Origin of the sequence: Roseibium aggregatum, from assembly GCF_017309185.1 — a bacterium.
Taxonomy (GTDB): domain Bacteria; phylum Pseudomonadota; class Alphaproteobacteria; order Rhizobiales; family Stappiaceae; genus Roseibium; species Roseibium aggregatum_B.
The window spans coordinates 369,302-390,552 of the sequence record NZ_JAEKJZ010000004.1 but is presented as its reverse complement, the minus strand read 5'-3'; the positions used below and the strand labels follow the sequence as shown (position 1 = coordinate 390,552).

Sequence of the window (21,251 nt, the reverse complement as noted above, 5' to 3'; positions counted from 1 at the left end):
CTTCGAAAATGGCAAGCGCGGGCCTGAGGGCCGGTATCGGCTTGCGCAAACGACTGCCCGGCGACCTGAAAAGATACCAGCCTTGCGCGACGGCCGTCCCTCCCGGGCCGGGCGCTTGTGCGGACATCTCGGAAGCCGGTTTTCAGGGCCGGTCCGGAGGCAAGCAGCGCCTCCGGACCGGCTCGGTTTTTCTCAACCGGCGGAAGAACCGGTCAAGCCTGAAAAACTCAGGCGGCCTTGATTTCTTCCACCGCCGGATCGACCAGCTCGTATTTCATCTTGTTGGCTTCCGCGCGGAAGAACTTCATGTTCGCAAGCTCTTCTTCCGGGAAGCTCGTGGAGGCTTTTTCGGCATCCGTGAGATACTGGGAGGCATCCTTGTAGGTGGAGATGAAGCCGGAGGCTTTGGTCATCGCCGCACCGATTTCGCCGGAGCCGAGAATGGCGTTCAGGAAGGTGTAGGCGTTGTCCGCGTTCGGCGCGTTGTTGGCGACGTTGTAGGTGTAGACGAAGCCGTAGCTGCCTTCCTTCGGAATGCTCATGGCGACCGGGAAGCCGTCGTTCATCAGGGCCGCGATCGGGCCGTTCCACGCGCAGGCCATGACGATGTCCTGGTTGACGAACATCTGCTGCACTTCCGCGCCGCCGTCGTAGTATTTGCGCACCAGCGGCTTCTTCTCGATCAGGTAGTCGCGCGCTTCGGCGACGATTGCGGCGGCCTTTTCCGGATCGTCCATATAGGCGACCATGTTGCCGTCATAGCCCATCTTCAGCATGACGATGGACATCATGTCCTGAAGGACATAGGCGGTCTGACCGGCATATTTGTCGGAGAACATCGTATCCCAGGTCTTGGCTTCCTCGGGATCGACGACGTCGGTGTTGTAGGCCATCACTTCCATCCCGGACAGGATCGGTGCGCCCCATTTGTTGCCGTTGATCGTCGCCCAGTCGCTTTCGGAGTAGACCGGGTTGATGTTGCCCCAGTTGGTCAGGCGGCCCGTGTCGAGCGGCGCCAGCAGGTCGCTGTCGATGAACTGCAGGAAACGGTGGCCGGCAACGGTCACGATATCGACCGTCGGGTTGGAGGCTTCGGCCGCCAGCAGGTTGAACTGCTTGCCCTGGTCGTCGACCAGGCGGATGTTGACCTTGATACCGGTCTCATCCTCGAACTGCTTCTTGAAGTCTTCCGGAACGAAATTGGCGTAGGTCCAGATATTGACTTCTCCGCCCGCGGCGTAGGACCGGCGCAGATAAGCCGGCGAAGCCAGAACGGCCCCGGTCGCTGCGGCGGTTCCAAGGAACGTTCTACGGTTCAGCTTAAACTTCGTCATTTCCAGTCTCCATGTTTTGTCCGCGCAATGGTGTTTTATGGTTTGGCGGAACAGTCCCCTCTTTCGGCTGAAGCGGGTCAGGCCCGCTCGCCCCCTTCCCCCAGGCAGCCCGTCGAAACCGCCTGACGCAAGTCGTCCAGTGTCATCTCCTCCAGCCCGATGGCTGGCAGGAGATCATTTTCGGCGAAGAAGTCGCGGCCGTACATGGCCGAAAAGATCTCCACCCCGGCCTGGTGCAGAACGGCCGGGCAGCCGGCCATTTTGCCCAGGGCGACCGTGACGGCCAGTCCAAACGGGACGTCCTCGGTCACATAACGGCTGTCGCCTGTCGAAGGTCCCGTACCACCCCGGCCCATCTTGTGCATTTCCTGGTTCATGTCACTAATGGAAGCCACCGGCACATGAAAAGACAGATGAAAATGCTCGAAGATGGTCCGCACGGCCAGACCGAGCTTTTCGGCGATCGCCAGCCGTTCCTTGTCGAGCGCCTCGAGCAGACGGCCGACATTCGGCGTCACGTTCTCGCCCTGCCCCCAGGCCTCGCCCTTTTCCATCCGGGTCATGTTCGCAAGCGCGATACCCATGTGGTTCTGGGGATTGAGGTTGGACAGCGTGATCGCCAGCAATCCGTCGCGCAAATTGAACCTTTCGCCGAAAAGGCGCTCGCAAAGGGCCTTGCCGGCGTCGGTTGAGCTTTCCGGAATGGTGCACATGTCGATCAGCGAGCGCACCGTATTCACCTGCACCCTGGTTCCGCCCTGCCGGCGGCCGGTCACCGCCGTCGTTCCCCAGGCCGTGATCGGCAACTCGACACCGCGTGCCGCGAGCCGGTCGGCGAGATAGAGCGCGCCGAAGGAGGCATGAGAGGAAATGATGACGGGTTGACCGGCGGCTAGGTGCGGCGCCAGCGCGTCCATAATCGCCTTGTGGCCATAGCCCGGAACCGCCACGACGATGACGTCACTTGACGCCGCAAGCTCTTTGGCGTCCGAAGCGATCCCGGGGGTGAAAGTGAGTTCGATCGCACCGGCGGCTGTCAGGTCTCCGGCTGAGCGCAGCTCCGCCGTACCCTCGCCCGACGGCGACCACAACATGGGCTCGTGGCCCATCTGCTTCAAAAGCGCGGCCGTACCGAAGGCAATCGATCCAGCTCCGGCAATACCGACTTTCAAGGGAACCCCCGCCGTCATGCGCTGACCTTTCTGACCGGGTCGCCGAGCACATGCATCAGCCTGTTGGCCCAGCCGAACAGGGCGGTGGACAGGATCAGGTCAAGAATTTCCGCCTCGTCGAGACCCGCGTCCCGCAGGGCCGACATCTGTTCGGGCGTCGCCTCGGACGGCGTCTGGGACAGCGCATGGGCAAAATCGAAGATGGCCCGGTCGCGCGTTGACAGATCGGCCTTGAGACCCTTGGCGAAGAGTTCGTCGGTAACCGTGGTGTCCTTGGCGATCTTGGCGTGCCGGTCGGCATGGACAGCGGCGCAATAGATGCAGTGATTGACCATGGAGGCGGCAATCGCGCCGAGTTCGCGCTCGTCCCGGGACATCCCGCCCTTGTCGTACATGATGCCGTTGAAGAGCGGCGAGCGGACCTTCAGCGTCTCCACATCGTGGGCGAGCGTCAGAACATAGGCCGAGACCTTGGTGTTGGAGGGCGTCACCTTGAGGGCGTCGAGCTGTTCCTGGCTAGCCTCTTCCAGCTTGACCGGCTCGACCCTCGGCCGCCAGTCAGGAACATTGCGGGTAAACTTGCGGATGACATCGCTCATGCCCCGGTCTCCTTCATCAGCCGGAGACCGGCCAGAACGCGCACCTGGTAAGACATGAAGGCGTTGATCTCGCACAGTCGGACGATGTCGGCATCGGAGACACCGCTTTCCTGCAGGGTCCTGATGTCTTCCGCATCAACGTCGCGGGTCTGTGCCGCCACCTTGTCCATGAAGTCGCAGACATGTTCCATGCCCTGAACCTTGCCGGACTTCAGCGGATCCGCCAGTTCGGCGACCTCGGGATCCGCGATCAGCCCGCAATAACGATCCGCCAGGGCGCCTTCTCCATTGAGGGCCGCGATCCGGGCGGCCAGCGCCGCCCTGACATCATGCGACCAGCTTCCCGCGTCGACAGGCTTCAGCACCGCGTCCTCTGTGGTCTGCGTCATGGCGACAATATTGCTCCGGCCTTCCAGCGCCGCCGCGATGGGGCTGCCCCCGGCAATGCCGGCAAGGTCCAGAAGCGTGCTCTTCGTCAAGGTTTCCATGCTCACTGTGCGGCCTCGACTTCTTCCCTGCCATGTTGCGGCAAAGGCGTCGGCGTCCATTCGCTGCCGTCCAGCTCCGGTGTGCTGTAGTCCTGAAAATCCTGCCAGTGCCGGGCAAGGTCCTCACTGTAAAGCTTGCCTGCGATCGACTTGGTGAGCCAGGCAGCCCCTTCCGAAACGCCCGGAATGTCGCCGGATACTTTTCCAAGACTCGCGGTCGCGCCGTAGTTGAAGCAATAGACGTTGGCGAGCCACGGCGCCTTGCCCGGCGTCTTTTCCCGGAAGGTGAAATCGCCGTTCAGATAGGGGAACGCGCCAAGGTCTCTGTTCTGCTCGTCTTCCGGCGGCGTGTAGACGTCACGCCACAGGGAGATCTCCATCGCCGCCGGGCCGAACTCGGCTCGCGCCTCCGGATAGACGGAAAAACCGGTGCCGAGGATGAGGAAGTCCGCCTCGTAGACCGAATCCTCGCCGAGGTGGATCTTCAGCCCCTCTCCCGTTTCCTCCACCTTGCCGACAGGCAGGCCGAAATGGAAATAGGCGTTCTTGTGCCGGGAAACCCGCAGTGTTGATCCGTGCGGCGGCGGCGTCTGGGTGACGAAGGAATAGTTCATGAACCGCCAGCGCCATTCGTCCGGCATGGCGCCGTAGCCGGCGGTAAAGCCGTAGCTGCCGATGCCCATCATCTTGTTGACGGTCGGCATTTCCTTGCGCCGGATCAGATGGCGCACTTCCGCGGCCCCATGCTCGAGCGCCTCGGCGGAGTTATCGACAGCCGACGCACCCACACCGATGACCGCAACCTTCTTGCCTTTCAATGCATCGAAATCGATTTCGTCGGCGCTGTGCGCCCAGTACTTGCGCGAGATACCGTCCATGAAGCCCGGTATGTTCGGTACGCCTGTTCCGTCGCGGCCGGTCGCCATCACCAGCTTGCGGGTCAGGATCGAGCCGGACTGCGCGCCGCTCAGGTGAAGCCGCAGAAGGTCTCCCTCCGGCTCCACGAGGTCGAGCGAAACGCCGTTTTCCGTCGGCACCTCAAGCACCTTCCGGTACCATTTGAGATAGTCCATCCACATGGGACGGGGGATCTTGTCGAGCTCGTTCCAGGCCACTGTCCCGAACTGGGCCCGGTACCAGGCCTGGAACGTCAGCATGCCGTGACCGAAGCTGGGGCCGGTCAGGCTCTTGGGCGAGCGCAGGGTTTCCATGCGGGCGTAGTTGAGCCAAGGGCCTTCGAGACCTTCCGGACTGCGATCGAGAACGCGGACATTGTCGATACCGCCGGTGCGCAACGCCAACCAGGCAAGCATGCCGCACATGCCACCGCCGATAACGACCACATCGGTCACCGCTTCCCCGCCGACGGTCTTTGGCGGAACCCAGGATTTGCCGGGATAGCACAGGTATTCGAGGTTCTCCCACAACCGCTTTTCCAGGGTATCCAGACCTGCTCCATCCAAAGGTAGCGGGGCACTCGTGTCAGACATTACTCGGTCCTTTTCTTCACCTGTACTAGCGTTTCAGTCAGCCATCCCGAAGCGGATGCAAATTGTCGAAAGGAAAAGCATACGCGCGGCGCGCCAAACCCGGGTTGGTAGAGCCTCGGAGGAAAAGCCTCCCACCGGCGGCGCGAATGCGGCCAGCGGCGGATACCATGATGCGAAGGGCAAAGAACAAGAGAAATTGCTTAACGGCGATAACATTTTCAGGCCTTGGCCCTGTCGGGAATTTTAGCGGAAAACCGGCCGTTTGAGACATCGGCCACATAGTCTTTGGTATAAGATGCACTTTCACGGGCCAGGCAATCTACCGACCTTACGACGAAATCAACCTTCTCATCGCGCATAAGTGGTGACAAGTTCAACCGGACCCATCCCGGTTTTTCGATCTCCGACCCCGCATCCAGGGCCTGCTTCAAGCCGGCGGAGGCTTGCGGATCGATATCCAGCAGCGCATGGGCATAAGATCCCGCGCAGGCGCATCCCCCACGCGCCTGAATGCCGTAAATGTCGGACAGCATGCGCGTGAAAAGCTGGTGATGAACCGGTTCGCCGTTGCCGTCGCGCACCTGAAACGAGAAGATCGGCAGCGCCTCGACACCCTGTTTGCCAAGCAGTTGAATATGCGGATTGTCTCGCCACACGCAGAGAGCGCGGGCCCGCAGGTCCCGCTGCCGCGCGGCAAGCCAGTCCGCGTCGATCGCATCCTTGACCATCAGCGCCAGGCCGGCGCGGATATCGCCGAGAACGTTCGGCGTGCCGCCCTCCTCGCGATTTTCCAGGCTTTCGGAATAGACATGATCCCACGGAGAAACGAAGGACACCGTGCCTCCCCCGGGAAGCGTCGGCGTCCGGCGGCGGACAATCGAGTCCCGGACGACCATGATACCGGACCCGCCCGGCCCGCCGGGGAATTTGTGCGGTGAGAAGACAAGAGCGTCCTTGGCCGTGTCCGTCTCCCCATCGGCGCCCATGCTCATCGGCACATAGGGAGCGGCGCAGCCGTAATCCCAGATCGCCAAAGCGCCATGGGTCTTTAGAAGCCGGGTCACGGCCCTGTCGTCGGTGAGGATCCCCGTGACATTCGATGCCGCTCCGAAGGCTCCGACGAGCAGATCTACCCCGGCATTTTCGCGCAGCGCCTTCTCAAGCGCTTCGAGGTCCGGTCCACCGGTTGCGCCTTCGGGTATTTCGATGACCTCCGCACCGCTTTCCCGCCACGGCAGCAGATTGGAGTGATGCTCGTAAGGCCCGATCAGAACCACGGCGCGTCCGCCCGCAGCCACGAGAGACGGAATGTTCAGCAGCATGACGATCCGGTTCAGCCCGGCCGTCGACCCCGAGCCGGTGAAAACCACCGAATAATCTTCGTCCGCGCCAACGATCCGGGCGATTTCCGCGCGGACCCGGTTTCTCAGCCGGGTGACGAAGGCCCCGCAATAGGAGGCCTGTGTGTGGCTGTTGGCGTAATAGGGCAGCACCTCGTGACGGATGAAATCCTCAACCTGGGCCAGCGCCCGGCCAGAAGCGACATAATCCGCGTAGACGAGTTTTTTCGGACCGTAAGGTCCAGGCACAACCGCATCCTCGCCGATCAATCCCGACCGCAGGTCTTCAACAAGGTTCGGTTGACGCAGCCACGTCCGGAACGTGTCCAGCACACTTTCTTCTGGCTCAGGGCACGGAACGGTTTCGGCGAGGTTTGGTAAATTACTCATAAAAAGATTATTGACATTCAAATCACGGAAATTCATCACATTTCTTTAGGAAGAAAACCCAGAAATTCGATCATATGATATTCAAATGGCGATAAAACTAGATCAATTAGATTGCAGGTTACTCGCGGAACTTCAACGCGACGCTGCACAGTCCCAGCGGGAACTCGCCGACAGGGTCGGACTGTCCCAGAACGCCTGCTGGCGGCGGCTCAAGGCTCTGGAAGCCGCAAACGCCATCCGTAAACGGACGGTGCTGCTGAACCGCGAGGAGTTGGGAGCCGGTCTTGTGGTCATCATGATGATCAGGACTCGCCATCATTCACTGACCTGGCTGGAGACCTTCCGGGATCATGTTTCCTCAATCCCCGACGTGATCGATTTTTACCGGATCGGCGGCGATTACGATTACCTGATCAAGGTGGTGACCCGCGACATGGCGAGCTATGACGCGATCTACCAGCGCCTGATCTCGGAAGTTGAGCTGGAAAACGTCACGTCCTACTTCGCCATGGAAGCAATCGAGGAACAACGGCCGATCCCGTTCCAGAAAGGCGGCGGGCAATAGCGGCAACATCGCCGCCCCTCTTCGACCTGGCTCCGAGGCACCCGCTTCCACTCAGGACTGCCTGTTGCGCAGATCATGAGGATTGCCGGGTGTGTTGCGCATCCAATCCGCCAGACCGGACATTTTCTCGTAAAGGTCCGCCTGAGCCTGCGGGTCGGCGACGGCCTGTTCCAGCGCGCCGCGCATGCACAACAACCAGGAGTCCCGCTCGTCTTCGCCGATCGGGACCATCATGTGACGCCGGCGCATCCGCGGGTGACCCTTTTCCGGTGAATAGAGCCTCGGCCCGCCGGTCCATTCGCTCAAATACCGCTTCAGGGTTTCCCGTGTCGGACCGAGATCCTCCGCGTGCATCGCGCGGATCCTTTTGGCTTCGGGCAAGCTGTCCATGCGCTGGTAGAAGAGGTCCACCAGCCTGCCGATGGCTTTGGAGCCGCCCATCCGTTCAAAGAGGGTTTCGGTCTTTCCATCGCCGTCCATTGTCCGCTCCACATTTCGTTTTTGACGCAGGGGACATACTCCCGGTTCTCTCTGCTTTCGTCCATACGGCATCTCGCCGCCCGGCCCCAGAACCGGATGTCCGCAGCAACCTCCGCCTGCGACTTTTCAAGGAGCCGCAGCCACCTGAAAAGTATCTAGTCTTTCACGCTCTCGGCCAGATCGTTCCAGACCTGCTGCCGGCTGATGAGATCTCCCGAGAATTCGAAACGGTCGATGAAACGGATATCCGAAAAGGCCGAGCCGTCAGGCCATTCGCCCGAGAGCGTTCCGTGGCAATAGACGATGGCGCCCTCGTCGCCGGAGCAGGTGTCGAAGCGCTCATAGGTCTTGCGCATGAAATTGTAGCGCGGCCCGGCCCAGGCGATCAGCTCCTCCAGCCGGCCGAACTCCACCCCGCCAGGAAACGTCATCCTGAAGTCCGGCGCCAGGAAGGTTTTGGCCTTGTCCAGATCCCGGGCCTCCATCGTTTCCAGGAACTCCCGGATACGGCTTGCCGGATCGGTGAGAGCCTTGCCGGGCGTGCGCGACTGGCCGCCACGCATGTAGTTTGACGGTTTCAGTTCCTCGATCGCCACGGTGATGCCGTCAAGCGGCGCGGCGATAGTCGTGCGAACTGCAGCGGTCAGCGCCTCTCCGAGACGGAGCCTGGCTTCATCCGGATACCCTTCAATCAGCGTGACACGTATGACCGGCATGAGAGCGCTCCATGAAATGATATGTCTCTATATCAACCCGGGTTGACATAATGATATAATCACATACCATTTGAAGAAATCAATCGGTCGGGGAAGTGTGGTGAACACGAAAGCGGATCAGATGGACGTGGACCAGGAACCGGAGCGGCGCTCGCAGGCGCGGCTCAATCCGTCCGGACACGTCCCGCTCTATCACCAGATCTTCCTGATCCTGCGCAACCGCATCTATGGTGGCGAGCTTTCGGAAGGCGATCTCGTCCCCAGCGAACAGGACCTGACCACCGAGTTCGGTGTTTCCCGCATCACAGCCAAGCGCGCCCTGAATGAACTGGCCGACGCGGGCCTGGTCGTGCGCGAGCGCGGCCGGGGCACCAGGGTCGTGAAGCGCCCGCCCGCCCCCGCGGTAACCTCGTCCATCGACGGCTGGCTGGAAAACGTCTCCCTCATGGGTGTGGCAACCAGGGCCCAGGTACTCGACTTCGAATACCTGCCGGCGAGCGAGGACATCGCTCAGGCGCTCGACCTTGAGGCAGGAACGGAAGTCCAGCGGGCGGTGCGCGTGCGCTGGCTGGACGAGCAGCCGATGTCCTTCCTGGTAACCTATGTGCCAGCCGACATCGGCCGGCAATTCGAGCGCGCCGACCTCGACGTCAAGCCGCTGCTCCACCTGCTGGAGCGCGCCGGTGTCGATGTCTCCTCGGCACAGCAGACGATTTCGGCGACACTGGCGGACTCGGAAGTGGCCACAGCCCTGTCGATCCATGCGGGCGCGCCGCTGATCGAGGTGCGTCGCGTTGTTCGCGACCGGCTCGAACGCCCGGTCGAATACATCCGGGTGCTCTACCGCCCCGATCTCTACCATTTCGAAATGTCCATGCGGCGGGTGCGCGAGGAAAGCGGCCCCCGGTGGACAGCGACAAGCGCGCCGACGGTCCCGGCCGACGGCGGATAACAAACCAGACGGGAACCCGGGAACACACGACCGAAAAAGGTCCAGCAGGGGAGGTCTTCATGACCGAAAAGAAACAGTCACATGGAATTCAGCGCCGCGATTTTCTGAAAACCACCGGAGCAGCCGCCCTCGGGCTCGGCGTGACCGGCTTTCCGGCCGTGCTGCGGGCGCAGCCGGCCGCCGTCAAGGTCGGGTTGATCCACCCGGTCTCCGGTTTCATCGCCTTCTCCGGAACGCAGTGCCGCGAAGGCGCGCTGATGGCGATCGCCGACATCAACGCGGCCGGCGGCATCAAGTCGCTTGGCGGCGCGAAACTCGAGGCGGTTCTGGCCGACAGCCAGGGCAAGCCCGACATCGGCGCGGCGGAAGTCGCCAAGATGGCGGAAGCCGGTGTCGACGGCTTCGTTGCCGGCTATTCCTCGGCGATTTCGCTCGCCACCTCACAGGAAGCGGCAAAGACCAATACGCCTCACATTGTCGATGTCGGCGTCTCCGACAGCATCGTCAACCGCGGGCTTTCCAACACCTTCCGTTTCGGCCCCGGCTACGGCAAGATCGCCGCGTTCGCGGTCGACAACCTCGACACGATCAACAAGGCGGCCGGCTCACCCGCCAAGACCGCGATGATCATCCACGAGGAATCGCTCTTCGGCACGGGCACGGCCAACCTCCTGTCCGAAAAGCTCCCCGAAAAGGGCATCGAGGTCGTCGAGGTGATCAAGCACGCCAACCCGACGCGCGACTTCACCAACATCGTCCTGCAGATCAAGTCGAAGAAGCCCGACCTGATCATCCCGGCCAACTACTACAACGAATATGTGCTGCTTGCCCGCACCATGCGCCAGCAGCGCGTCGAAGCCATGGGCATCTATTCCGTGCTCGGCGGCGCGGCATCGAACTACAAGTTCGTCAAGGAATTCCCGGAAGCGGCCGAATACATCATGGATTGTAACCACTGGTTCAATCCCAAGTCGGACGTCGCTCTGCAACGCAAGAAGGCGGCGGAAGACAAAGGCCTCATCTACACCTACGAAGTGTTCCTGGCCTATAACGCCGTCCTCGGTCTGGCCGATGCGTTCGAACGCGCCGGAACAACCGACAAGGAAGCGGTCAACGCGGCACTGGCGTCCTCGACCATGGACATGTCCTTCATGCCCTACGGTCCGACCAAAATGGTCAACGGCCAGAACGAAGGCGCTCAGCCGGTCAACACCCAGGTGCTCAAGGGCGATATCGAGGTGATCTTCCCGGAAGAATTCGCCTCGGCCGAGACCGTGTTTCCGATGAAATAAAAAAAGAAAAAGCACGTTGAACCCCATCGTCCTGGCGCCGGACGCATCACCGCCCGGCGCCCCCTTTTCCTTCTGAAGTCGAACGGCCATGCCTGACCTCGCCATTATCATTCCATCCGTGCTGAACGGATTGACCACCGGGGCGCTCTATGCCCTGGTCGCGCTCGGTCTGACGCTCATCTACGGCGTCCTTCACATCATCAATTTCGCCCATGGCGCCTTGCTGATGGTTGGTCTCTATGCCGTCTACTTCCTCAATGCCACGCTCGGCATCGATCCCTACGTGGCCCTTCTGATCGTTCCGCCCCTGATGTTCGCCCTCGGCTACGCGCTCCAGCGCGGCATCATCGGCAAGGCGAGCCACGGGAGGGACGAGAACATTCTTCTGGTCACCCTTGGCCTCTCCATTGTCATCGAGAACCTGTCCCTGTTCGTCTTCAAGTCCGACACCCGGGCAATTGACACGCCCTATTCCTTCGAGGTCGTCGAGATCCTCGGCGCCTTCCTGCCCCTGCCCAAGGTGATTGCCTTCGCCGGCGCGCTGATAACGGCGACCCTGCTCTGGCTGCTGATGGCCCGCACCGATCTCGGCAAGGCGATCCGGGCGCTCGCCAAGGAGCGCAAGGGCGCGAAGCTGGTCGGCATCAATACCGAACATGTCTTCGCCATGAGCTTCGGTCTCGGCATCGGCTGCCTCGGCGTCGCCGCCTGCCTGCTGCTGCCGAGCTACTACGTCAATCCTCAGGTGGGTCACGGCTTCGTCCTGATCGCCTTCACCATCGTTGTTCTCGGCGGCATGGGCTCCTTCGTCGGCGCGCTGATCGGCGGTCTCATCATCGGTGTCGTGGAGGCGCTCGGCGGGCTCTTCCTGGGCGAGAGCCTCGGCCAGATCGGCATCTTCCTGATCTTCATCCTCGTGCTGATCTTCCGGCCGACCGGCCTCCTGGGACACAAGGTGTAGGCCATGAAACAGCTCGTTCTCCTCGGCCTCGTCTTCGCCGTCATCGGCCTCGCTCCCTTCGTGATTTCCTCGGAGTTCACGCTCAACCTGGTGATCATGGTTCTTTATGCCGCCCTGCTCGGCCAGGCCTGGAATATCCTCGGCGGGTACGGCGGCCAGTTCTCCTTCGGTCATGCCGCCTATTTCGGCACCGGCGCCTACACGGTCGCGGTTCTTCAGGTGCAGCTCGGCATCAATCCCTGGCTGGGGCTCGTTGCCGGCGGTGTCATGGCCATGCTGGTCGCCGCCTTCATCGGTTTCGCGACCTTCCGGTACGGGCTGCGCGGCTCCTATTTCGCGCTCGTGACCCTGGCCTTCGCCGAAGTGCTCCGCATCCTGTCCAACTCCGTGCCCTTCACCGGTGCCGGCGTCGGCATCCTGATTCCGCTCGACCAGAGCGCGGCGAACTTCCAGTTCGCCTCGAAGCAGGGCTTTTTCTGGGTAATCTGGGTGATGACGCTCGCCGCCTTCGCGACCGTCTGGTGGATCGGCAAATCCCGGTTCGGGGCTCAGCTCATGGCGGTGCGTGACAATGAGGATGCCGCGAGAGCGCTCGGCGTCGAGGCTTTCAAGGTGAAGATGGGCGCCATCATGCTCTCCGGATTGTTCTCCGGTTTGGCCGGTGTCTTCTATGCCCAGTATTTTCTCTATCTGGACCCCTATATCGCCTATGGTCCGGCGATTTCGATCGAGAGCCTTCTGGTACCGATCGTCGGCGGGCTTGGCACCCTGTTCGGCCCTCTGCTCGGTGCCATCGGTCTGCACCTCATTTCCGAGGCGACCCGTGAACTGATCGGTGACCTTCCGGGCATCAGCCTGGTGATCTACGGTATCGTCCTCGTTATCATGGTGCTGTTCATGCCGCGCGGCCTCGCCGGACTTGTCCGGCGCCTGTGGCCGAAGCCCGCTCCCGCAAAGGCGCAAGCCACGGAGGGCGGTCATGCTTGAGGTCCGCGGTCTCGTCAAATCCTTCGGCGGCGTCAAGGCCTCCAACAATGTAAGCCTGAGCGTGCCGGAAGGCAGGATCACCTCCCTGATCGGCCCGAACGGCGCCGGCAAGACAACCCTCTTCGCCCTCATCACGGGTTTTCACAAGCCGGATGCCGGCAGCGTGCATTTCCTGGGTGAGGACATCACCGGCCTGCCGCCGGAGAAGATCGCCCAGCGCGGCATGGTCCGCACCTTCCAGATCGTCCAGCCTTTCGCCGGCCAGACGGTCAGGGAGAACATCGCCGTCGGCGCGCATCTGCACGTGCAGTCCCGCGCGGACGCGCTCGAAAAAGCGGAAGACGTGGCCGGCAAGGTCGGTCTTGGCGACCGGCTCGACATGGACGCCGCCTCGTTGACGGTGGCCGGCCGCAAGCGGCTGGAAGTCGCCCGCGCGCTTGCCACCGATCCGAAGCTCATCCTGTTCGATGAGGTTCTCGCCGGTCTGAACCCGTCGGAAATTCGCGATGTCATCCCGGTCATTCGTGCCGTGCGCGAGGAAGGCGTGACGATCCTCCTGATCGAACACGTCATGCAGGCCGTCATGAGCCTGTCCGAACACACCTGGGTATTGAACCAGGGCGCCCTGATCGCCGAAGGCACGCCCGCCGATGTGGTCGGTCATCCGCTGGTCGTCGAAGCCTATCTCGGCAAGGGCATGGCGGAGCGTATCGCGAAGCGGGAGGCCCACCATGCTTGAGGTCAGCCAGATCCGCAGCGGCTACGGCGCGGTCGAGGTCCTGCGCGGCATCGATCTGGATATCGCGGCCGGCGAAATCGTCGCCCTGCTCGGCTCCAACGGCGTCGGCAAGACGACCTTCTCCGCCGTGCTGTCGGGCCTCGTCAAACCCTGGTCGGGCACCATTCGCTTCAAGGACGAGGCAATACAGGGGCTTGGAGAACAGGCGATCGTTGACCGGGGACTGATCCATGTCCCGGAAGGCCGCCATGTCTTTCCGAACCTGAGTGTCCGGGAAAACCTGGAACTCGGCTCCTACCGGCGTGGCCGCGCCAATCGCGCGCGCAACCTCGAGCACGTCGTCGAGGTGTTTCCCCGGCTGAGGGAACGCTTTGCCCAGAAGGCCGGCACGCTGTCCGGCGGCGAACAGCAGATGCTCGCCATCGGCCGGGGCATGATGGCCGAGCCCGAGCTTCTGATCCTCGATGAACCCTCCATCGGTCTTTCCCCGCTCCTCGTGGAGGAAATGTTCGACCTGATCAAGCGCCTGAATTCGGACGGCCTGACCATCCTCCTGGTGGAACAGAACGTCCTCCAGTCGATGGAAATCGCGACCCGTGCCTTCGTCATGGAAAACGGCGAGATCCGCCTGTCCGGCAAGGCTTCGGAGCTGATGGACGATCCTGAGCTGCAGCGCTCCTACCTGGGGCTGGCATGATGGCTTCGACGCTTGCCCGGAAGATCATCGCCCGCGCGGCAGGACGCAAGAGCGTCACCCCGGGCGAGGTCGTGACCGCGAAGGTCGACCTTGCCATGATCCACGACAGCGGCGGGCCGCGCCGGGTGGAACCGATCCTCAACGACCTCGGCGTCGGCCTCTGGGACCGCGAGAAGGTCGTGCTGATCTCCGACCATTTCGTTCCAGGCGATACCGACGAGGGCGCGCGTATTCTCGAACTCACGCGTCAGTGGGCGAAAAACAGAAAGGTCGCCTTCCACGACGGCGAAGGCATCTGCCATGTGGTTCTGCCGGAACGCGGGCATCTGAAGCCGGGCATGTTCGTGGTTGGCGGCGACAGCCATTCGCCGACCGGCGGGGCTTTCGGCGCCTACATGTTCGGCATCGGCGCCACCGAGATGGCCGGCGTGCTCGCCACCGGCGAAATCTGGATCAAGGTGCCGGGCACCATCCTGATCGAGTGGCAAAACAGGCTTGCGGACGGCGTCACGGCAAAGGACATCATGCTGGCCCTCTGCGGCAAGCTCGGCATGGACGGCGGTCGCTACCAGGCGGTGGAATACACCGGTAAGGCGATCGCAGCACTCTCCATGCAGGAGCGCATGACACTGTCCAACATGGCCGCCGAACTCGGCGCGCAGGCAGGTCTGATCGCACCGGACGCGACGACTGCGGCTTTCTTGCGCGACACAGGCCAGAACGCCGCCGACTGGTCGGACCTCCATACCGACTCCGGAGCCGAGCTTCTGGCGCATCACGTCTTCGACGCGGCAACGCTGTCGCCCCAGGTGGCGGCTCCGCATTCCCCGGCGAATTCCGGCCCGGTCGAGGACGCGCCGGAAACCCCGGTCGACGTCGCCTATATCGGCGCCTGCACCGGTGCGAAATACGAGGACCTCAGGCGCGCCGCCGCAATCCTGCGTGGCCGGAAGGTCGCATCCGGCGTCGACCTACAGGTTGCCCCCTCCTCCCGACAAGATCAGGATCGGGCAGAAGCAGAAGGCATCATGAAGGTGTTCGAGGACGCCGGCGCGAAGATCCTGCCAAACGCCTGTGGCATCTGCGCCGGCTATGGCACCAACAGGCTCGGCGAGGACGTCACCTGCATTTCCTCGACCGCCCGCAACTTCAAGGGCCGCATGGGCGCGGCCTCCTCGAAGGTATGGCTCGGATCGCCGCTGACAGTGGCCGCTTCCGCCGTTGCCGGAAAGATCGCCGACCCGCGCGACTTTCTTTCCGATGCAGGAGAAGCATCATGAGCGGGCGCGTTTTTCTCTTCGGCAACGACATCGATACCGACCAGCTTGCGCCGGGGCAATACATGAAGGGCGGCATCGACATGCTGGCAGCCCATTGCCTGGAAGCCGCGCGACCGGACTTCGCGAGCACCGTCAAGCCGGGCGACGTGGTCGTCGCTGGAACAAATTTCGGCGTGGGCTCGTCGCGCGAGCAGGCGGCCGAGGCTTTGAAACATCTCGGCGTCGCGGCGGTGATCGCGCGCTCCTTCGCCGGGATTTTCTATCGCAACGCCATCAATCTCGGCCTGCCGGTGCTGATCGCGAACGATCTCGGCCAGGTCGAAGACGGCGACACCGTAGACCTCGATCTGGATGCTGGCGAACTCAGACTTGCCACCAAGGACCGAACCATAAAGCTGGAACCCCTGCCGGACAATCTGAAGCGGATGCTCGCCGACGGCGGGCTGGTTCCCCATCTGAAAAAACGCTTCGCTGAAGAGCGGAAAAGGGAGACAGGCCAATGAGCCTGAAGAAAAGACTGGGCGAGGATCGCATCCTGCTCGCACCGGGTGTCTACGATGCGCTCTCGGGCCTCATCGCCGAGCAGGCGGGCGCGGAGACCGTCTATCTCTCCGGTGCGTCGATCGCCTATACGCGGTTCGGCAGTCCTGACATCGGTCTCGTCTCCATGAGCGAGGTCGCCGACACAGTCGCGGTGCTGCGGGACCGGATCTCGCTCCCCATCGTCGTCGATGCGGACAATGGCTTCGGCAACGCCCTCAACGTCCAGCGCACCGTGCGCGTTTTCGAGCGGATGGGCGCCAATGCTCTGCAATTGGAAGACCAGACGCTGCCGAAACGCTGCGGCCACCTGGACGGCAAGTCGCTGGTCTCGAAATCGGAAATGGCCGGCAAGATTCGCGCGGCCTGCGACGCGCGGGCATCCGAGGAGACGCTTATCATCGGAAGGACCGACGCCATTGCCGTGGAAGGCTTCGAGCATGCGCTCGAGCGCGCCGAAGCCTATGTCGAGGCCGGGGCCGACATGCTCTTCATCGAGGCCCCGCAATCGCTGGAGCAGATGAAGGAGATCGTCGCCCGTTTCGCCGGTCGCGTTCCCCTGATGGCCAATATGGTCGAGGGCGGCAAGACCCCCATCGTCAACGCCTCCGGTCTCGAAGACCTCGGCTTCCGCTTCGTGATCTTTCCGGGCGGCATCGTGCGCGCCACCGCCGCCACCGCCCGAGACTATTACGCCAATCTGATTGCCAACGGTTCGAACGAGTCCTTCCGCGACCGCATGTTCGACTTCGCCGGTCTGAACGACCTGATCGGCACGCCCGGCCTCCTGACCGAGGGCAGGAAATACGACGAGGAGACCAACTGATGGCGCTGGACCCGGTCACGCTCGCCATTTTGAAAGGCCGTCTGGAACAGATCGCCGACGAAATGGACGCGACGCTCTTCCGCTCCGCCTTCAACCCGATCATCGCCGAAGCCCACGACGCTTCGCACGGCATCTACGACGCCCTTTCAGGCGAAACGCTGGTGCAGGGCAAGTCGGGCCTGCCGATCTTCGTCGGCGTCATGGCCTTTGCCGTAAAGGCCGTCATCGACAAGGCCGCGCGTCAGGGTGGCGTTCACGAAGGCGATGTCTGGATTTTCAACGACCCCTATGACGGCGGCACGCACCTCTCCGATTTCCGGCTGGTCAAGCCGGTGTTCCGGGATGGCAAGGTGTTCTGCTACCTCGCCTCCGTGGGCCACTGGCATGATGTCGGCGGTAACGTACCTGGCAACTACAATCCGGCCGCGACCGAGTGTTTCCAGGAAGGCATGCTGATCCCGCCGGTCAAGCTCTACGACCGGGGCGAATTCCGTCAGGATGTGGTCGACATCCTGTCAGCCAACTCGCGCCTGCCGCTATCGCTTTACGGCGACCTCAACGGCCAGATCAACGCGCTCGAGCTCGGCGAGAAGCGCATGAACGCGCTGCTTGACGAATACACTGACGCCACCGTCGGCGCGTGTCTCGTGGAACTGAAGGCGCGCGCGGCCGAGATGATGCGTGCGCAGATAAGAGACCTGCCTGCCGGCACGGTCTCGGCCGAGGATTTCCTCGACAATGACGGCATCCGCGACGAACCGCTGAAGATCGCGCTCGACCTCACGATCGAGAACGACCGCATGGTCCTCGATTTCACCCGCTCGTCGCCGGCCTGCGCCGGACCTGTCAATATTTCCCGGTCGACGACGATCGCCGCCTGCTACGTGGCGCTGAAACACATCTTTGGCGACGTGCCGGCCAATGCGGGTGTGCTGGAGCCCGTGGAATTCCGGATCGACGAGGATTCCCTGCTTTCGGTCAAGGCCCCCAAGCCGGTCGGCGGCTACACCGAAACAATCCTGCGGCTGATCGACGTGGTCTTCGAGGCGATTGCCCAGATCGCGCCGAAGGACGCCATGGCCTGCGCCTATGGCACGATCAACGCCCTGTCGCTGGCCGGTCACCGGGCCAACGGTCAGCGCTGGGTCATGTTCTCCTTCTTCGGCGGCGGCCACGGCGCCCATGCGGGCGGCGACGGCCTCAACCACGGCAACGCGCCGATTTCCACCGCGACCATCCCGCCGCTCGAAATTCTGGAAGCCGCCTATCCGGTTCGTTTCACCCAGTGGGCGCTCCGGCCCGATTCCGGCGGACCGGGTGAGAACCGCGGCGGCCTCGGCGCGACCTATGAGATCGAGCTGATGGAACAGGAGGCCGACGTCTTCCTCTTCGGCGAGCGCGGCAAATACGCTCCGGCCGGCGTTGTCGGCGGCGGACCGGCGGCCACCAACCGGTTCCAGTACGAACAGGCCGATGGCTTTCACGAACCGCCGATGATCTCCAAAATCGTTGGCGTTCATATCGATCGTGGCCAGAAGCTGCGCCTGGAGACGCCCGGCGGTGGCGGCTACGGCAATCCCAGGACCCGTGATCCGGAAAGCGTCGCGCAGGACGTGCGTCTCGGCTTTGTCAGCCCGCAAAAGGCCGAGAGCGATTATAGCGTCGTGCTCGCGGACGACGGCTCCGTCGACGGCGCGGCAACCCGCAACATGCGTTCCATTGAGGCAGCAGAATGAGCAAACCGGCTTACGTCATCGGCGTCGATGTCGGCGGTACCTTCACCGACGTCTTCATTCTGGATGAAGCGAACGGCACGGTGACCACCACCAAGGTGCCCTCCACCCGTGGCGACCAGTCGAAAGGCTTCGTTGAGGGCATCGGGCGGAAGGTCGACGACTTCGGCCTGATCTCCACCGTGGTCCATGGCACGACCGTCGGCACCAACGCCCTTCTGGAGCGCAAGGGGGCTCGCACCGGCATCATCACCACGGAAGGCTTCCGCGACGTTTTGGAAATGCGCCGCCGCGACCGGCCGACCACCTGGGGTCTGAAGGGCAGCTTCACGCCCGTGGTCGAACGGCCGGATCGGGTCGAGGTCGCCGAGCGCGTGCTGGCGGACGGATCAGTGCTTCAGGCCGTGCGGGAAGACGACGTCAAGATGCAGGCCGCCGCCCTGGCGGAAGCGGGCTGCGAGGCGGTCTGCGTTTTCTTCGTCAACGGCTACGCCAACAACGACAACGAGAAGATCGCCGTTGAGGCCGTGCGCTCCGTCTGGCCGAATGCCTATGTCACGGCTGCAACGGAAATCCTGCCGGAAATCCGCGAGTTCGAACGCCTTTCGACGGCAACGCTCAATGCCTACCTGCAGCCGGTCGTCTCGTCCTATCTGGACCGGCTGGAAAAGGGTCTGGCGGAAAAAGGCTTCGGCGGCGACATTTTGATCGTTCAGTCGAACGGTGGCGTCATGTCCATCGACACGGCCAAGCGCTATCCCGTTCGCACCGCCCTGTCCGGCCCGGCGGCCGGCGTGATCGCTGCCACGGAAATCGCGAAAGCCGCGGGCTTTGAAAACATCATCACCTGCGACATGGGCGGCACCTCCTTCGACGTCTCCCTCGTGGCAGAGGGCGAGGCCGCGCTCGCGGCGCAAACGGCCATCGACTTCGGCATGGTCGTGCGCACGCCGATGATCGAGATCACCACCATCGGCGCGGGTGGCGGCTCCATCGCCTCGGTCGACAAGTCCGGCCTGTTGCAGGTGGGACCCGAATCCGCCGGCTCCGACCCCGGCCCCGTCTGCTACGGCCTCGGCAACGACCGGCCGACCGTGACCGACGCCAATGTCGTGCTCGGCCGCATCAACCCGGACCGGCCCATCGGCGGCAAGCTGGCGCGCCTCGACATCGAGGCGTCGCGTCAGGCGATCAAGACGCATATCGCCAACCCTCTGGAACTTTCCATCGAGGATGCCGCCGAAGCGATCCTGAAACTCGCCAACGCCAAGATGGCCGGCGCGATCCGGCTTGTCTCCATCGAAAAGGGCCACGACCCGTCGAAATTCGCGGCGATGCCCTTCGGCGGTGGTGGTTCGCTGCACACCGGCGCCCTGATCAAGGAAGTCGGCCTCGGCTCGGCGCTGGTGCCGCGTTTCCCGGGCGTGACCTCCGCGCTCGGCTGCGTCGTCGCCGACATGCGCCACGACCGCGTCCAGACCGTCAACCGCCTGCTCGACCAGATCGATGCGGCGGAGCTTGGCAGTGAAATGCTGCAGGTCGCGGACGACACGGAAACCCTGCTGGCCAGCGCCGGCGTCGCCTTTGCCGGCGTCGACCGGATCTACGAATTCGACATGCTCTATCTCGGTCAGACCCACACGGTGAGCGTACCGGTCAGTGTGCCGGAAACCGGCCTGACCCGAGACACGATCCGCGAGGCGTTCGAAGCCGCCTACAAGGAGGCTTACGGCCGCCTGCTCGACGGTATTCCCATGCGGGTGATGAACTACCGCATCGCGGTCATCGGCCGCCGCCCGGAACTCGACATGGCGGTTTTCGCCCCCACCGAAGGCAAGCCGGAAACGGACTGCCGCATCGGCGAGCGAGCCGTCTACTGCGACGGCGCATGGCACGAGGCAATCGTCTATGAGCGGCTGAGCCTGGAAATCGGGGCCGAGATCAACGGTCCGGCCCTCCTGGAGCAATCCGACACGACCATCTTCGTCGATCCCGGTCTCAAGGGCCGTGTCGACGCCTATGGCAATCTCGTTATCGAACGGGCGGAAGCCACCCATGTCTGAACTGGTTCTGGACCCGGCCCGCACCGGCCTTCTGATCGTCGACCTGCAGAACGACTTCCTGCATCCGGACGGCGCCTATTCGCGCGGTGGTCAAAAGAATGCGGAGATCGCCGCGCTGCCTGAACGCGTACTGCCGCTTGCGAATGCGCTGCGGGAAAAAGGCGGCTGGGTCGTCTCGACCCATTTCACGCTTGTTCCGGGCAAGGGCGGCGAACCCTTCATTTCGCCGCACCTGAAGGAGCTGCGCCCCTTCCTGGGCAAGGGCGATTTCGCGCCCGGCGCCTGGGGCCATGCGCTGGTCGACGAACTGCAGCCGGCCGACATTTCCGTCGAGAAGGTCGCCTACTCCGCCTTCTACATGACGCGGCTCGAGTGGGTGTTGAAGAAGGCGGGCATCGACACGCTGATCTTCTGCGGCATCGTCACCAACGGCGGCGTCGCCTCGACGGTGCGCGACGCCCATGTGCGCGACTTCAAGACCGCGGTCCTTTCCGACGGCTGCGCGGCCTTTTCGAAGGAAACCCACGAGCGCTCCATCGGCGATCTTGGCACGGTCTCCAGGGTGATGACCTGCGCCGAGGCGCTCGGCAAGATCACCGGAGCCTGA

The 21,251-nt window shown here is 62.9% G+C and carries 21 protein-coding genes; 13 read left to right on the top strand and 8 right to left on the bottom strand.

Annotated elements, in window-relative coordinates; translation table 11 throughout:
- Positions 1 to 227: 227 nt before the first annotated feature.
- From JF539_RS19465 to JF539_RS19440, 6 genes are all read right to left on the bottom strand, one after another.
- The gene (locus JF539_RS19465) at positions 228 to 1,334 is read right to left on the bottom strand and encodes an ABC transporter substrate-binding protein (protein ID WP_207142370.1); all 1,107 of its coding nucleotides are present in this window, start codon (positions 1,332 to 1,334) and stop codon (positions 228 to 230) included.
- A gap of 77 nt (positions 1,335 to 1,411) precedes the next feature.
- Positions 1,412 to 2,506, bottom strand: coding sequence for an NAD/NADP-dependent octopine/nopaline dehydrogenase family protein (locus tag JF539_RS19460; protein ID WP_209017453.1), 1,095 nt, complete (start codon positions 2,504 to 2,506; stop codon positions 1,412 to 1,414).
- Between the two features lie 14 nt (positions 2,507 to 2,520).
- On the bottom strand, positions 2,521 to 3,105 hold the full coding sequence (locus tag JF539_RS19455; RefSeq protein ID WP_207142368.1) for a peroxidase-related enzyme: 585 nt from the start codon (positions 3,103 to 3,105) through the stop codon (positions 2,521 to 2,523).
- Positions 3,102 to 3,593, bottom strand: coding sequence for a hypothetical protein (locus JF539_RS19450; protein ID WP_207142367.1), 492 nt, complete (start codon positions 3,591 to 3,593; stop codon positions 3,102 to 3,104). Before JF539_RS19450 ends, JF539_RS19455 begins: the two co-directional genes overlap by 4 nt.
- A gap of 2 nt (positions 3,594 to 3,595) precedes the next feature.
- On the bottom strand, positions 3,596 to 5,083 hold the full coding sequence (locus JF539_RS19445; RefSeq protein WP_207142366.1) for an NAD(P)-binding domain-containing protein: 1,488 nt from the start codon (positions 5,081 to 5,083) through the stop codon (positions 3,596 to 3,598).
- Between the two features lie 218 nt (positions 5,084 to 5,301).
- Positions 5,302 to 6,756 carry an aminotransferase class V-fold PLP-dependent enzyme gene (locus JF539_RS19440; protein WP_328809271.1) on the bottom strand — a complete coding sequence of 485 codons (1,455 nt, stop codon included), beginning with the start codon at positions 6,754 to 6,756 and terminating at the stop codon, positions 5,302 to 5,304.
- A 142-nt stretch (positions 6,757 to 6,898) separates the two neighbouring features.
- On the opposite strand from JF539_RS19440, the gene JF539_RS19435 reads away from it, so the two are divergent.
- Positions 6,899 to 7,378, top strand: coding sequence for an Lrp/AsnC family transcriptional regulator (locus JF539_RS19435; protein WP_207142364.1), 480 nt, complete (start codon positions 6,899 to 6,901; stop codon positions 7,376 to 7,378).
- Positions 7,379 to 7,429: 51 nt separating this feature from the next.
- Here JF539_RS19435 and JF539_RS19430 read toward each other — a convergent pair whose 3' ends face one another.
- Together JF539_RS19430 and JF539_RS19425 are read right to left on the bottom strand one after the other, a co-directional pair.
- Complete coding sequence (locus JF539_RS19430; protein WP_207142363.1) at positions 7,430 to 7,858, bottom strand: group II truncated hemoglobin; 429 nt, start codon at positions 7,856 to 7,858, stop codon at positions 7,430 to 7,432.
- A 155-nt stretch (positions 7,859 to 8,013) separates the two neighbouring features.
- Positions 8,014 to 8,574: a tautomerase family protein gene (locus JF539_RS19425; protein ID WP_207142362.1), complete on the bottom strand. Its 561-nt coding sequence runs from the start codon at positions 8,572 to 8,574 to the stop codon at positions 8,014 to 8,016.
- A gap of 100 nt (positions 8,575 to 8,674) precedes the next feature.
- On the opposite strand from JF539_RS19425, the gene JF539_RS19420 reads away from it, so the two are divergent.
- The 12 genes from JF539_RS19420 (at position 8,675) to JF539_RS19365 (ending at position 21,251) form a co-directional block, all read left to right on the top strand.
- Positions 8,675 to 9,526, top strand: a complete 852-nt coding sequence (locus JF539_RS19420; protein ID WP_207142361.1) for a GntR family transcriptional regulator — start codon at positions 8,675 to 8,677, stop codon at positions 9,524 to 9,526.
- Between the two features lie 59 nt (positions 9,527 to 9,585).
- Positions 9,586 to 10,818, top strand: coding sequence for an ABC transporter substrate-binding protein (locus tag JF539_RS19415; RefSeq protein WP_207142360.1), 1,233 nt, complete (start codon positions 9,586 to 9,588; stop codon positions 10,816 to 10,818).
- Between the two features lie 88 nt (positions 10,819 to 10,906).
- The gene (locus JF539_RS19410) at positions 10,907 to 11,779 is read left to right on the top strand and encodes a branched-chain amino acid ABC transporter permease (protein WP_207142359.1); all 873 of its coding nucleotides are present in this window, start codon (positions 10,907 to 10,909) and stop codon (positions 11,777 to 11,779) included.
- Positions 11,780 to 11,782: 3 nt separating this feature from the next.
- The gene (locus JF539_RS19405; protein WP_207142358.1) at positions 11,783 to 12,766 is read left to right on the top strand and encodes a branched-chain amino acid ABC transporter permease; all 984 of its coding nucleotides are present in this window, start codon (positions 11,783 to 11,785) and stop codon (positions 12,764 to 12,766) included.
- Complete coding sequence (locus JF539_RS19400; RefSeq protein WP_207142357.1) at positions 12,759 to 13,505, top strand: ABC transporter ATP-binding protein; 747 nt, start codon at positions 12,759 to 12,761, stop codon at positions 13,503 to 13,505. Before JF539_RS19405 ends, JF539_RS19400 begins: the two co-directional genes overlap by 8 nt.
- The gene (locus tag JF539_RS19395) at positions 13,498 to 14,202 is read left to right on the top strand and encodes an ABC transporter ATP-binding protein (protein WP_207142356.1); all 705 of its coding nucleotides are present in this window, start codon (positions 13,498 to 13,500) and stop codon (positions 14,200 to 14,202) included. Before JF539_RS19400 ends, JF539_RS19395 begins: the two co-directional genes overlap by 8 nt.
- A complete protein-coding gene (locus JF539_RS19390) occupies positions 14,199 to 15,482 on the top strand; it encodes a 3-isopropylmalate dehydratase large subunit (protein WP_207142355.1) in 1,284 nt (427 codons plus the stop codon). The genes JF539_RS19395 and JF539_RS19390 overlap by 4 nt, the downstream gene beginning before the upstream one ends.
- Positions 15,479 to 15,985 carry a 3-isopropylmalate dehydratase gene (locus JF539_RS19385; protein WP_207142354.1) on the top strand — a complete coding sequence of 169 codons (507 nt, stop codon included), beginning with the start codon at positions 15,479 to 15,481 and terminating at the stop codon, positions 15,983 to 15,985. Before JF539_RS19390 ends, JF539_RS19385 begins: the two co-directional genes overlap by 4 nt.
- Positions 15,982 to 16,848 (top strand): isocitrate lyase/PEP mutase family protein, encoded by an 867-nt coding sequence (locus JF539_RS19380; RefSeq protein ID WP_207142353.1) that lies wholly within the window; start codon positions 15,982 to 15,984, stop codon positions 16,846 to 16,848. Before JF539_RS19385 ends, JF539_RS19380 begins: the two co-directional genes overlap by 4 nt.
- The gene (locus tag JF539_RS19375; RefSeq protein WP_209017452.1) at positions 16,845 to 18,584 is read left to right on the top strand and encodes a hydantoinase B/oxoprolinase family protein; all 1,740 of its coding nucleotides are present in this window, start codon (positions 16,845 to 16,847) and stop codon (positions 18,582 to 18,584) included. Before JF539_RS19380 ends, JF539_RS19375 begins: the two co-directional genes overlap by 4 nt.
- Complete coding sequence (locus tag JF539_RS19370) at positions 18,581 to 20,644, top strand: hydantoinase/oxoprolinase family protein (RefSeq protein WP_207142351.1); 2,064 nt, start codon at positions 18,581 to 18,583, stop codon at positions 20,642 to 20,644. The genes JF539_RS19375 and JF539_RS19370 overlap by 4 nt, the downstream gene beginning before the upstream one ends.
- Positions 20,637 to 21,251 (top strand): cysteine hydrolase family protein, encoded by a 615-nt coding sequence (locus JF539_RS19365; protein WP_207142350.1) that lies wholly within the window; start codon positions 20,637 to 20,639, stop codon positions 21,249 to 21,251. The genes JF539_RS19370 and JF539_RS19365 overlap by 8 nt, the downstream gene beginning before the upstream one ends.

Excerpts from the sequence above, each read along its gene's own strand:
- JF539_RS19465 (WP_207142370.1), bottom strand. The coding sequence starts at position 1,334 with ATGACGAAGTTTAAGCTGAACCGTAGAACGTTCCTTGGAACCGCCGCA.
- JF539_RS19455 (WP_207142368.1), bottom strand. The coding sequence starts at position 3,105 with ATGAGCGATGTCATCCGCAAGTTTACCCGCAATGTTCCTGACTGGCGG.
- JF539_RS19450 (WP_207142367.1), bottom strand. The coding sequence starts at position 3,593 with ATGGAAACCTTGACGAAGAGCACGCTTCTGGACCTTGCCGGCATTGCC.
- JF539_RS19445 (WP_207142366.1), bottom strand. The coding sequence starts at position 5,083 with ATGTCTGACACGAGTGCCCCGCTACCTTTGGATGGAGCAGGTCTGGAT.
- JF539_RS19435 (WP_207142364.1), top strand. The coding sequence starts at position 6,899 with ATGGCGATAAAACTAGATCAATTAGATTGCAGGTTACTCGCGGAACTT.
- JF539_RS19430 (WP_207142363.1), bottom strand. The coding sequence starts at position 7,858 with ATGGACGGCGATGGAAAGACCGAAACCCTCTTTGAACGGATGGGCGGC.
- JF539_RS19425 (WP_207142362.1), bottom strand. The coding sequence starts at position 8,574 with ATGCCGGTCATACGTGTCACGCTGATTGAAGGGTATCCGGATGAAGCC.
- JF539_RS19415 (WP_207142360.1), top strand. The coding sequence starts at position 9,586 with ATGACCGAAAAGAAACAGTCACATGGAATTCAGCGCCGCGATTTTCTG.
- JF539_RS19410 (WP_207142359.1), top strand. The coding sequence starts at position 10,907 with ATGCCTGACCTCGCCATTATCATTCCATCCGTGCTGAACGGATTGACC.
- JF539_RS19405 (WP_207142358.1), top strand. The coding sequence starts at position 11,783 with ATGAAACAGCTCGTTCTCCTCGGCCTCGTCTTCGCCGTCATCGGCCTC.
- JF539_RS19400 (WP_207142357.1), top strand. The coding sequence starts at position 12,759 with ATGCTTGAGGTCCGCGGTCTCGTCAAATCCTTCGGCGGCGTCAAGGCC.
- JF539_RS19395 (WP_207142356.1), top strand. The coding sequence starts at position 13,498 with ATGCTTGAGGTCAGCCAGATCCGCAGCGGCTACGGCGCGGTCGAGGTC.
- JF539_RS19390 (WP_207142355.1), top strand. The coding sequence starts at position 14,199 with ATGATGGCTTCGACGCTTGCCCGGAAGATCATCGCCCGCGCGGCAGGA.
- JF539_RS19385 (WP_207142354.1), top strand. The coding sequence starts at position 15,479 with ATGAGCGGGCGCGTTTTTCTCTTCGGCAACGACATCGATACCGACCAG.
- JF539_RS19380 (WP_207142353.1), top strand. The coding sequence starts at position 15,982 with ATGAGCCTGAAGAAAAGACTGGGCGAGGATCGCATCCTGCTCGCACCG.
- JF539_RS19370 (WP_207142351.1), top strand. The coding sequence starts at position 18,581 with ATGAGCAAACCGGCTTACGTCATCGGCGTCGATGTCGGCGGTACCTTC.
- JF539_RS19365 (WP_207142350.1), top strand. The coding sequence starts at position 20,637 with ATGTCTGAACTGGTTCTGGACCCGGCCCGCACCGGCCTTCTGATCGTC.